We start from the raw sequence: 10,091 nt of genomic DNA on the forward strand, positions 1-10,091 counted from the left end.
CACGCACATGGCAAGGGAGGGGACCCATGGAGCCGATACTGGAACTTGAAAGCGCACGCCTGGTGCTACGCCAATGGCGCGACAGCGACCTGCCCGAATTTGCGCGCATGTGCGCCGACCCGCAGGTGATGCGCTATTTCCCGGCCAAATTAAGCCACCTGGAAAGCGCCGCATTGATCGGTCGCATTCGCGGGCACTTCGCCGAATACGGTTTTGGCCTGTGGGCGTTGGAGCGCAAGGACACGGGCGAATTTATCGGCCTGACCGGGCTACAGCATGTCAGCTTTGATGCGGCCTTTACCCCGGCGGTGGAGATCGGCTGGCGGTTGGCTCGTGAACATTGGGGCCTGGGGTATGCCAGCGAAGCGGCGTGGACCGCGTTGCGCTGTGGTTTTGACCGCGTGCAGTTGGATGAAATCGTCGCCTTTACCACCGAGGCCAATCTGCCATCACAAAAAGTCATGCAGGCCATCGGTATGCATTACGATCCCCTGGCAGATTTTGAACACCCCAAGGTCGCAGCCGATGACCCGCTGCGCCATCATGTGTTGTACCGCATCACCCGCGCCCAATGGTTGGACACGCTGCACGGGTAGGAGCGAGCTTGCTCGCGAAGAGCTCAAGGGCCCCGCGTTACGCCTGGCGCCCCGCGTTATCGTTGACGACCTTCGCGAGCAAGCTCGCTCCTACAGTAAAATCTGTTTTGCTCTGAGGAGAGTTTGAATGAGCCAAGTATTGGAAGATCTGGTGGACCTGCTGACCCTGGAGCCGATCGAGGAAAACCTCTTTCGCGGCCGCAGTCAGGACCTGGGTTTTCGCCAACTGTTCGGTGGCCAGGTGCTCGGCCAGTCGTTGTCGGCCGCCAGCCAGACCGTAGAAGAAGCGCGGCATGTGCATTCCCTGCATGGTTATTTCCTGCGCCCTGGCGATGCCGCATTGCCGGTGGTGTATTCGGTGGACCGCGTGCGTGACGGTGGCAGTTTCAGCACTCGCCGCGTCACCGCGATTCAGAAGGGCCACCCGATCTTTACCTGCACCACCTCGTTCCAGTACGACGAGCAAGGCTTCGACCACCAGACCACCATGCCCGTGGTGGTCGGCCCGGAAAACCTGCCGTCGGAGTTGGAGTTGACCCAGCAGCGTGCGCACCTGATCCCTGAGCACATGCGCGACAAGTTGCTGTGCCCCAAGCCGATTGAAGTGCGCCCGGTCACCGAGAAAGATCCGTTCAATCCGCAGCCGTCCGACCCGGTCAAATATGTGTGGTTTCGTGCCGACGGTGCGCTGGCCGACATTCCGGCCCTGCACAAATACCTGCTGGCCTACGCCTCGGACTTCGGCCTGCTGACCACGTCGTTGCTGCCCCATGGCAAGACCGTGTGGCAAAAAGACATGCAGGTCGCCAGCCTCGATCACGCGCTGTGGTTCCACGCCGACCTGCGCGCCGATGACTGGTTGCTGTACGCCATGGACAGCCCTTGGGCGGGTAATTCCCGAGGGTTTTCCCGTGGCAGCGTGTACAACCGCGCCGGGCAACTGGTGGCCTCGGTGACCCAGGAAGGCTTGATTCGCCATCGCAAGGATTGGGCATGAGCCTGACGGACGTTAAACATTGGGTGTTCGACATGGACGGCACCCTGACGGTCGCCGTGCATGATTTTGCGGCGATTCGCGTGGCCCTGGATATTCCGCCGGAGGATGACATCCTCACCCATCTGGCGGCGCTGCCAGCGGATGTGGCAGCGGCCAAGCACGCCTGGTTGCTGGAGCATGAGCGCGAGTTGGCGCTGGGTTCGGTAGCCGCCGACGGTGCGGTGGAACTGGTGCGCGAGTTGGCCGCGCGGGGTTATCGCCTGGGCATCTTGACCCGTAATGCGCGGGAGTTGGCGCATATCACCCTGGAGGCGATTGGCCTGGCGGACTGCTTTGCCATCGAAGACGTGTTGGGGCGTGATGATGCGCAACCCAAGCCCGATCCGGATGGGTTGCTGAAACTGGCAGCGGCGTGGGATGTAGCGCCCAGCCAGATGGTGATGGTCGGGGATTATCGTTTTGACCTGGACTGCGGCCGGGCGGCGGGCGCGCGTACGGTGTTGGTCAACTTGCCCGAGAACCCGTGGCCGGAGTTGGCGGATTGGCATGCCGAGGATTGCTCGGTGTTGCGCCGGATGATCCAGCCCAAGCAATGAGGTCAAATGTGGGAGGGGGCTTGCTCCCGATAGCAGTGGATCAGCCAACACATCGGGTGACTGACACACTGCAATCGGGGGCAAGCCCCCTCCCACATTTTGATTGGGTTTCTTCAGGGACTACTTTGAAAACAACACCTTCTGCCCCTCAGGCGACGTAAACATCCCATCCCCGTTATGCCCCACCCCCGGCACTTCCACCAACTGATGCCCCAACTGCGGATGCCGCTGCTTGAGATAGTCGAAATAGTTGTGCCCACGAATCAGCCGATACGCGCCCTGAGCCTCAGCTTCACAGCCGATGTCCAGCGCGTGATGTTTCGGGTCGATGTCCTGTTGGCCCAGCAGGTAGGTGATGTCGCGTGACACATAGGTCTGCTCAATCTGCACCGCGCCTTTGGCGTAGGCCGGCAAGTGGTTCAGGCCGTATTTCCAGTCATTGAAGCCTGGGCACGTCGCCGGGTCGAACTTCACCGGGCGTTGCGGGGTGAAGTAGGCGTAGGACGAGGGATTGGCCACCACGTAGCGCAGGCGGATGGCTTCGGCTTGCAGTTTAGGGTGGTCGTGGCTGAGGAGGGCAAAACGCTGCACCACCTGGCCACCGCCGGAATGCCCGGCCACGACGATTTCCTTCAGCGCCGGGAACAGCTTGCGATTGCCCAGGTGCTTGATGATCTGGTCCAAGGCGCCGTAGGAACTGATATGACCCGGGGCGGTGGACGGTTCGCCGGCCATCCAGCCGTTGTCGGTCCAGCGCAGCACCTGATCGTCCACATGCTCGTTACGCGCGTCGGCCTCGATCAGGAAGCGTGGCGCGATCACCAGGGTGTTGGCGCCTTGCCCGGCATTCGCGGCAGCCTTTTCGCCGCTTTCCAGATAGGTCTGCGCATCGCGCAGGCGACCATGCACGATGATCAACGCACGGGTCACGTTGGGTAGCGGCTGGCGCCAATCCTGGCTCAGGCCGACGCTGAGGTCGCCGGCCGCCAGGGGGAAGCGATCGAGACTGGCTTGCTGGGCGCCGTGTCCGGCCGCCCAGGTTGAACAACTGACTAACAGGCCCAGCAGCAATCCCAATCGTTTATTCATTTAGAGACTCTTGGCGGAAAAGGTGTCGCATTGAGTGATCTGGCCCTGGGCAAAGCCGGTCTTGAACCAGCGTACGCGCTGCGCCGAGGTGCCGTGGGTGAATGAGTCCGGTACCACGCGGCCTTGACCCTGTTGCTGCAAGCGGTCATCGCCAATGGCGTTGGCCGCGTTCAGCGCCTCTTCGATGTCGCCGGGTTCCAGCCAGTTCAGGCGCTTTTGCGCACGGTTGGCCCAGACACCGGCGAAGCAATCAGCTTGCAGTTCCTGGCGGACCAGCAGGCCGCCGTCGCCCTCCATCTGCCGGCCCTGTTGGCGCGCGGCCTGGATTTTTGCCGAGATGCCCAGCAGCGTCTGCACGTGGTGCCCGACTTCGTGGGCAATGACATACGCCTGGGCGAAATCGCCGGCGGCCTGGAAGCGTTGGGACATTTCGCGGAAGAAATCCAGGTCCAGGTACACCTGCCGGTCAGCCGGGCAATAGAACGGGCCGCTGGCCGAAGTGGCGCCACCGCAGGCGGAGTTGACGCGGCCACGGAACAGGATGAGTTTCGGGTTCTGATAGGCCACGCCGTTTTCCTTGAACACCTGGGCCCAGGTGTCCTCGGTGTCGCCGAGCACAGCGCGCACGAAATCGGCTTGTTCATCGTTGGCCGGCGGTGCCTGGCGCTGTTGGGTGCTGACCGACGGCGCCTGCTCCATCTGGCCGGTGAGCTGGCCGAGGATCTGCAGCGGGTCTTGGCCGGTGATCCAGCCAATGCCGACAATCAGCAAGATCGCTCCCAGGCTCAGGCCCTTGCCACCGCCAAAGCGCATGCCGCCACCGCCCCCACTACTGTCATCGCGGGCATCCACCACGTTGTCGCTGCGTCGGCCTTTTTTCCATAGCATGGGGGCGGTCCTCTTGATAAATAGCCTGTAGGAGCGAGCTTGCTCGCGAAAAACTCAAGTGCGCCGCGTTAAACCTGGCGCCCTGCGTCATCGTTGACGATCTTCGCGAGCAAGCTCGCTCCTACAGTTGTGGAATGGTTGAGTATGGACGCTATTAGCGGCAGTAGCCTTCGCCGCTCACCACGATCAGGCAGTCCTTTTTATCGGCCAGCCATTTCAGGCCGGTGTCTGCACCGTCGCCAGCGCGCAGCAGTTGCGGGCCGTCCGGGCGGGTGAAGGCGATGCCGTCTTCGGCGGCCTCACCCTTGAAGGTGCCCGAGTCATCGGCGTCGAGGCCGTATTGCATGGTGAGAATGTAGTGCCCGCGGCCGACGCTGTCGTCCTTGGCGATGGTCAGGTTCAGGCCTTCAACGCCGATCCATTTGCCGACCCATTTATCGGTGGGTGGTGTTTCTGGCACCAGGGTCGCCTGCACCGACGCGGGTGCGGGTTTGGGCGCCTCACTGGCTTTTTTATCGCAGGCGCTGAGCAGTGCAAGGGCAGACAAAGCAAAAAGAATTTTTTTCATAGCGGCATGGCCTTGGTTGAAAAGTGTTCAATACGACGGTCAACGTGCAGCGTTGGACTCGAACCCCGTGATTTAGTGCGCTGTTCGCCCGGTGTTTGGTTATGCTCTTGGGGCAGACCCACGCCCGGCTGCTAGATTACCGGGTTGAGTCCCACCGTGCGCCACGCAAGAGAATTCGATGACTGTCAGTACCCCCCTTTCCGGCGTCAACCATCCCTTCAAAGGCATCCTGCTGATTGTGGTGGCAACGTTCCTGTTCTCCAGCCACGACGCCTTGTCCAAATACCTGGCCGGGTTCTACCCGATTGTGATGGTGGTGTGGGCGCGCTACCTGGTGCACACCTTGTTGATGGCGGGGATCTTCCTGCCGCAATCGGGCCTGCGGGTGCTGCGCAGCAAGCGGCCGGGAATGCAGGTGGTGCGGGCGCTGTGTCTGTTGGGCACCAGCCTGTTCTTTACGGCGGCGCTGCACTATATCCCCTTGGCGGAAGCCACGGCGGTGAACTTCCTGGCACCGATCCTGGTAACCGCACTGTCGGTGCCCTTGCTGGGTGAGCACGTCACGCGCGGCCAGTGGCTGGCGGTGATCTGTGGATTTGTCGGTGTGCTGATCATCATTCACCCCGGCGGCGAGTTGTTCACCCCGGCGGTGTTGTTGCCGCTATGTTCGGCGCTGTTTTTCTGCTTCTACCAACTGCTCACGCGCATCCTCAGCCAATACGACACCCCCACCACCAGCAACTTCTTCGCCGGCCTGTGCAATACCCTGGTGATGAGTGCGATGGTGCCGTTCTTCTGGCAGATCCCCACGCTGTGGCACGGCGTGTTGATGCTGGCCCTGGGCACCTGCGGGATGACCGCGCACTTGATGCTGACCCAGGCGTTCCGCTTTGCGGCGCCTGCGTTGCTGGCGCCGTTCGGCTATTGCCAGATCGTGTTCGCGGGGTTGTTGGGCTGGCTGGTGTTCAGCCATACCCCCGATGTGACCACGGTAGTCGGCATCGGGGTGATCTGCATGAGCGGGTTGGCCGCTGCCTGGCAGCAGCGGCGTCGGTAGGTCAAAGGTCTACGGTAGGAATCTTGCGCGGGGCCATGAAGTACATCCAGGTCAGCGCAATGAAGTACATCGCCGGGATCAGGGTGAACAACACGGTGTAATTGTTGTTGGTCACGGTGAGGATGTGGCCGACGATCTGGGTCATGAACATGCCGCCGATGGCCGCGCACATACCGCCAAAACCGAACACCGTGCTCATCATGTGCTTGGGCGTGTAGTCCATCACCAGGCTCCAGATGTTGGCGGTCCAGGCCTGGTGCGCGCCAATCGCCAGGGAAATGGCAAACACCGCGACCCACAGTTGGCTGGAACCGGCCGCCATCACCACGCCGACGATGCAGCAGGCAAACAGCAGCATCGACAGCAACCGCGCCTTGATCGAGTTCATGCCGCGACCGATCAGGAAGGACGACAGAATCCCCCCGCCCACACTGCCGAAATCGGCGGTCAGGTAGATGATGATCAGCGGGATACCCATCTGGGTCACGTTGATGCCCAGGTTGTATTGCTGGTTCAGGAAGGGCGGCAGCCAGTACAGGTAGAACCAGAACACCGGGGCAGTCAGGGCGTAGGCGATGGCGAAAGCCCAAGTGCCGCGCATCCGCAGGATACGGCTGAAGGGCACGCCAGGCTGTTCCGGCTCGACCTGCTGTTGCACGTAGTCCAATTCGGATTGTTTAACGGTGGGATGGTCTTCCGGGTTGTAGTACTTCAAGCCCCAGCACACCAACCAGATCAACCCCAGTGCCGCCATGCACAGAAACGCTGCCTGCCAGCCCCATACGTGGAGGATCAACGGCAGCAGCATGGGCGTCATCATCGCGCCCACGTTGGTGCCGGCGTTGAAGATCCCGGTGGCCACCGCACGTTCACCGGCGGGGAACCACAACCGTGTGGTCTTCACGCAGGCCGGGTAGTTGGCCGCCTCGGTCAGCCCGAGGATAAAGCGGCACACCATAAAGCCAACCGCCGAGGTGGCCAGGCCATGGGCACCGGTGGCCAGGCTCCACAGCAGCACCGCGCAGAAGAACACGCGTTTGACGCCGATGCGGTCGATCAAGCGGCCTTGCAGCACAAAGCCGATGGCATAGCCGACCTGGAACCAGAAGTTGATGTTGGCGTAGTCCATCGCCGTCCAGCTCATTTCCTTGGCGAGGATCGGCTGCATCACGCCCAGGGCGGCACGGTCGATGTAGTTCAGGGTGGTGGCGAAAAACACCAGGGCCAGCATGCCCCAGCGGGTTTTACCCACGGCCAGGGCGCCGCGGATCTTGTCGCCGATGCCGGCGTGCGGGATGCCCGGGCGCGCGGCCAGGACGGAATTTTGCGAAGGCATGAGGTCGTACCCGTTTTTTGAAATTTTTATGGTGTGTTCTGGGTCTTTTTTTAACGCTGGTTACGTGATCGATGGTGCGCAGTGGTTAAAAAATCGTCAATTCGCCAAAGGGGCATAGTGTTCGATAATCGCACCAAAAACTAACCGGTTCGTACATTTTAATTGCTGCCGCCAGGCTGGGGGCGAATAATTTGCCACAAACAACAATTGCCGGGAGGCGTCCATGCAACGTTCCATTGCCACTGTTTCCTTGAGCGGGACCCTGCCGGAAAAGCTCGAAGCCATTGCCGCCGCCGGGTTCGATGGGGTCGAGATCTTTGAAAACGACTTGTTGTATTACGACGGCAGCCCCCGTGAAGTTAGGCAAATGTGCGCCGACCTGGGAATTGCCATCACCTTGTTCCAACCGTTCCGCGACTTTGAAGGCTGCCGCCGCGACCGCCTGGCGCGCAACCTGGAGCGGGCCGAGCGCAAGTTCGACCTGATGCAGGAACTGGGCACCGACCTGGTGCTGGTGTGCAGTAACGCCTCGGCCGATTGCGTCGGCGACGAACGCATTCTACTCGATGACTTGAGCCTGCTGGCCGAACACGCCGGCCGTCGTGGCTTGCGCATCGGTTACGAAGCCCTGGCCTGGGGCAAGCATGTGAACACCTGGCAGCAAGTGTGGAGCCTGGTGCGCCAGGTCGATCACCCCGCGCTGGGCGTGTTGCTGGACAGCTTCCACACCCTGTCCCTCAAGGGCGACCCGAGCGGCATCGCGCAGATCCCCGGTGACAAGATCTTCTTCGTGCAAATGGCCGACGCGCCGATCCTGGCCATGGACGTGCTGGAGTGGAGCCGGCATTTCCGTTGCTTCCCCGGCCAAGGCGAGTTTGACTTGGCGGGTTTCCTGGCGCCGATCATCCGAAGTGGCTACACCGGGCCGTTGTCCCTGGAAATTTTCAACGATGGTTTCCGCGCCGCGCCAACTCGCGCGAACGCGGCGGATGGCTTGCGTTCCCTGCTGTATCTGGAAGAGAAAACCCGTGAGCGCCTCAAGCAGCAAGCGCCTGCGCAACCGGTCGAGATCTTGTTTGACACCCCCGCTGCCAGCGAATACGACGGCATCGAGTTCCTCGAATTTGCTGTGGACGAAAGCCTTGGCGCCAAGCTGACCCATTGGCTGGAGCGCCTGGGCTTCGTCAAGGCTGGCCAGCATCGCTCCAAGAGCGTAAGCCTGCTGCGCCAGGGCGATATCAACCTGATCCTCAATTGCGAACCCTATTCCTTCGCCCACAACTTTTTTGAAGCCCACGGCCCGTCGCTGTGCGCCACGGCGGTGCGGGTCAAGGACAGCGCCAAGGCCCTGGAGCGGGCGGTGGCCTACAAGGGCCAGCCTTATCGCGGCCTGGTGGGGCCGAACGAGTTGGAATTGGCGGCGGTGCGCGCGCCAGATGGCAGCCTGATCTACTTGGTAGACCAGAATGAAGGCGGGATCTATGACACCGACTTCAACCTGCAACCTGCTGCGGCGTCCAGCGGGGGGCTGCTGCGCATCGACCACATGGCCATGGCCCTGCCGGCTGACAGCCTGGACAGCTGGGTGCTGTTCTACAAGAGCCTGCTGGACTTCGAAGCCGATGACGAAGTGGTGCTGCCCGACCCTTATGGCCTGGTGAAAAGCCGCGCCCTGCGCAGCCGTTGCAGCTCGATCCGCCTGCCGCTGAATATTTCCGAAAACCGCAATACGGCGATTTCACACGCGCTATCGAGCTATCGCGGCTCGGGCGTGCACCACATTGCCTTCGACTGCGCGGATATTTTCGCCGAAGTGCGCCGCGCCAAGGAGGCGGGTGTGCCGCTGCTGGATATCCCGCTCAACTACTACGACGACCTGGCGGCGCGTTTCGATTTCGACGATGAGTTCCTCAGCGAGCTGGCGTACTACAACGTGCTGTACGACCGTGACCCCCAGGGCGGTGAGTTGTTTCATGTGTACACCGAGCCGTTTGAGGGGCGGTTTTTCTTCGAGATCATCCAGCGCAAGAACGGCTACGCCGGCTACGGTGCGGCCAACGTGGCAGTGCGCCTGGCGGCGATGGCAAAGTCGCGCAGCGGCGCAGCGCGCCAGGCACGGTTATAAGGGCAGGGCGGGTGCTTCCTTCGGGGAGCATCGCGGCCCATAATCAGCGCCTGCATAACACTGGCTGTGAGCCCACCATGACCTCTGAGGCACCCCGCAAGAGTCGTAAGAACAATCCAGAAAAGACTCGCGAAAACATACTCCAAGAAGCCATCGTCGAGTTTGTCCAGCAGGGCCTCTCCGGCGCTCGCGTGGACGCCATCGCCGAGCGCATCCACACCTCCAAGCGCATGATTTATTACTACTTCGGCAGCAAGGAGCAGTTGTACGTCGAGGTGCTGGAAAAACTCTACGGCGACATCCGCAACACCGAAACCCGCATGAACCTCACCGCCCTGGAACCGCGCGAAGCGATCCGGCGCCTGGTGGAATTCACCTTTGATCACCACGACCAGAACGTGGATTTCGTGCGCATTGTCAGCATCGAAAATATTCACAATGCCGAGTATGTGAAGCGCACCGATACGATTAAGGCGATGAACAGCAAGATCCTTGAAGGGCTGGGGGAAACGCTGCGCCGTGGTGCCGAGATGGGGTTGTTTCGGGAGGGTTTGGAGCCGTTGGACGTGCACCTGCTGATCAACTCATTCAGCTTTTACCGGGTGTCCAACCGGCATACGTTCAGTGAGATTTTTCAGATCGAGCTGTCGGATGAGGCGATCAAGCAGCGGCATCGGGAGATGATTTGTGAGTCGGTGATGCGCTATTTGCAGGCTTGAACACACACAACCCCCAAGCTGAAATGCAATCAATGTGGGAGATTCTATGTTGCAGGGCAAGCCTGCCCTCAGCATCTGAATCTGCGCCAAGCTCGAAATACAGGCACACCGCCAGTCTCC

At 61.2% G+C, this 10,091-nt stretch carries 10 protein-coding genes; 6 read left to right on the forward strand and 4 right to left on the reverse strand.

The features are described from left to right. The first annotated feature begins 26 nt into the window (after nucleotides 1–26). The 3 genes from DYL59_RS23900 (at nucleotide 27) to DYL59_RS23910 (ending at nucleotide 2,189) form a co-directional block, all read left to right on the forward strand. Nucleotides 27–596: a GNAT family N-acetyltransferase gene (locus tag DYL59_RS23900; RefSeq protein ID WP_135291389.1), complete on the forward strand. Its 570-nt coding sequence runs from the start codon at nucleotides 27–29 to the stop codon at nucleotides 594–596. Between the two features lie 127 nt (nucleotides 597–723). Next, nucleotides 724–1,593: an acyl-CoA thioesterase II gene (gene tesB, locus DYL59_RS23905; RefSeq protein ID WP_135291390.1), complete on the forward strand. Its 870-nt coding sequence runs from the start codon at nucleotides 724–726 to the stop codon at nucleotides 1,591–1,593. After that, a complete protein-coding gene (locus DYL59_RS23910; protein ID WP_135291391.1) occupies nucleotides 1,590–2,189 on the forward strand; it encodes an HAD family hydrolase in 600 nt (199 codons plus the stop codon). Before tesB ends, DYL59_RS23910 begins: the two co-directional genes overlap by 4 nt. A gap of 120 nt (nucleotides 2,190–2,309) precedes the next feature. Here the strand turns inward: DYL59_RS23910 and DYL59_RS23915 are convergent, their stop codons facing one another. The 3 genes from DYL59_RS23915 to DYL59_RS23925 all read right to left on the reverse strand — a co-directional run bounded on the left by DYL59_RS23915 (nucleotide 2,310) and on the right by DYL59_RS23925 (nucleotide 4,734). Next, complete coding sequence (locus tag DYL59_RS23915; RefSeq protein ID WP_135291392.1) at nucleotides 2,310–3,278, reverse strand: alpha/beta hydrolase; 969 nt, start codon at nucleotides 3,276–3,278, stop codon at nucleotides 2,310–2,312. After that, entirely contained in the window at nucleotides 3,279–4,166 is an 888-nt protein-coding gene (gene ypfJ, locus DYL59_RS23920; RefSeq protein ID WP_135291393.1) for a KPN_02809 family neutral zinc metallopeptidase, read from the reverse strand. It lies immediately after the preceding gene. Between the two features lie 154 nt (nucleotides 4,167–4,320). Continuing rightward, nucleotides 4,321–4,734, reverse strand: a complete 414-nt coding sequence (locus DYL59_RS23925; protein WP_135291394.1) for a lipoprotein — start codon at nucleotides 4,732–4,734, stop codon at nucleotides 4,321–4,323. Nucleotides 4,735–4,912: 178 nt separating this feature from the next. Here DYL59_RS23925 and DYL59_RS23930 point away from each other — a divergent pair, with 178 nt between their 5' ends. Further along, complete coding sequence (locus DYL59_RS23930) at nucleotides 4,913–5,791, forward strand: DMT family transporter (RefSeq protein ID WP_135291395.1); 879 nt, start codon at nucleotides 4,913–4,915, stop codon at nucleotides 5,789–5,791. Nucleotide 5,792: 1 nt separating this feature from the next. Here DYL59_RS23930 and DYL59_RS23935 read toward each other — a convergent pair whose 3' ends face one another. Continuing rightward, complete coding sequence (locus DYL59_RS23935; protein ID WP_135291396.1) at nucleotides 5,793–7,127, reverse strand: MFS transporter; 1,335 nt, start codon at nucleotides 7,125–7,127, stop codon at nucleotides 5,793–5,795. 223 nt (nucleotides 7,128–7,350) lie between these two features. On the opposite strand from DYL59_RS23935, the gene quiC reads away from it, so the two are divergent. After that, on the forward strand, nucleotides 7,351–9,252 hold the full coding sequence (quiC, locus tag DYL59_RS23940; RefSeq protein WP_135291397.1) for a 3-dehydroshikimate dehydratase QuiC: 1,902 nt from the start codon (nucleotides 7,351–7,353) through the stop codon (nucleotides 9,250–9,252). Between the two features lie 77 nt (nucleotides 9,253–9,329). Beyond that, entirely contained in the window at nucleotides 9,330–9,971 is a 642-nt protein-coding gene (locus DYL59_RS23945; protein ID WP_135291398.1) for a TetR/AcrR family transcriptional regulator, read from the forward strand. Nucleotides 9,972–10,091: the final 120 nt, after the last annotated feature.

Origin of the sequence: Pseudomonas kairouanensis (assembly GCF_004682055.1) — a bacterium.
Taxonomy (GTDB): Bacteria; Pseudomonadota; Gammaproteobacteria; order Pseudomonadales; family Pseudomonadaceae; genus Aquipseudomonas; species Aquipseudomonas kairouanensis.

Excerpts from the sequence above, each read along its gene's own strand:
- DYL59_RS23900 (WP_135291389.1), top strand. The coding sequence starts at position 27 with ATGGAGCCGATACTGGAACTTGAAAGCGCACGCCTGGTGCTACGCCAA.
- tesB (WP_135291390.1), top strand. The coding sequence starts at position 724 with ATGAGCCAAGTATTGGAAGATCTGGTGGACCTGCTGACCCTGGAGCCG.
- DYL59_RS23910 (WP_135291391.1), top strand. The coding sequence starts at position 1,590 with ATGAGCCTGACGGACGTTAAACATTGGGTGTTCGACATGGACGGCACC.
- DYL59_RS23915 (WP_135291392.1), bottom strand. The coding sequence starts at position 3,278 with ATGAATAAACGATTGGGATTGCTGCTGGGCCTGTTAGTCAGTTGTTCA.
- ypfJ (WP_135291393.1), bottom strand. The coding sequence starts at position 4,166 with ATGCTATGGAAAAAAGGCCGACGCAGCGACAACGTGGTGGATGCCCGC.
- DYL59_RS23925 (WP_135291394.1), bottom strand. The coding sequence starts at position 4,734 with ATGAAAAAAATTCTTTTTGCTTTGTCTGCCCTTGCACTGCTCAGCGCC.
- DYL59_RS23930 (WP_135291395.1), top strand. The coding sequence starts at position 4,913 with ATGACTGTCAGTACCCCCCTTTCCGGCGTCAACCATCCCTTCAAAGGC.
- DYL59_RS23935 (WP_135291396.1), bottom strand. The coding sequence starts at position 7,127 with ATGCCTTCGCAAAATTCCGTCCTGGCCGCGCGCCCGGGCATCCCGCAC.
- quiC (WP_135291397.1), top strand. The coding sequence starts at position 7,351 with ATGCAACGTTCCATTGCCACTGTTTCCTTGAGCGGGACCCTGCCGGAA.
- DYL59_RS23945 (WP_135291398.1), top strand. The coding sequence starts at position 9,330 with ATGACCTCTGAGGCACCCCGCAAGAGTCGTAAGAACAATCCAGAAAAG.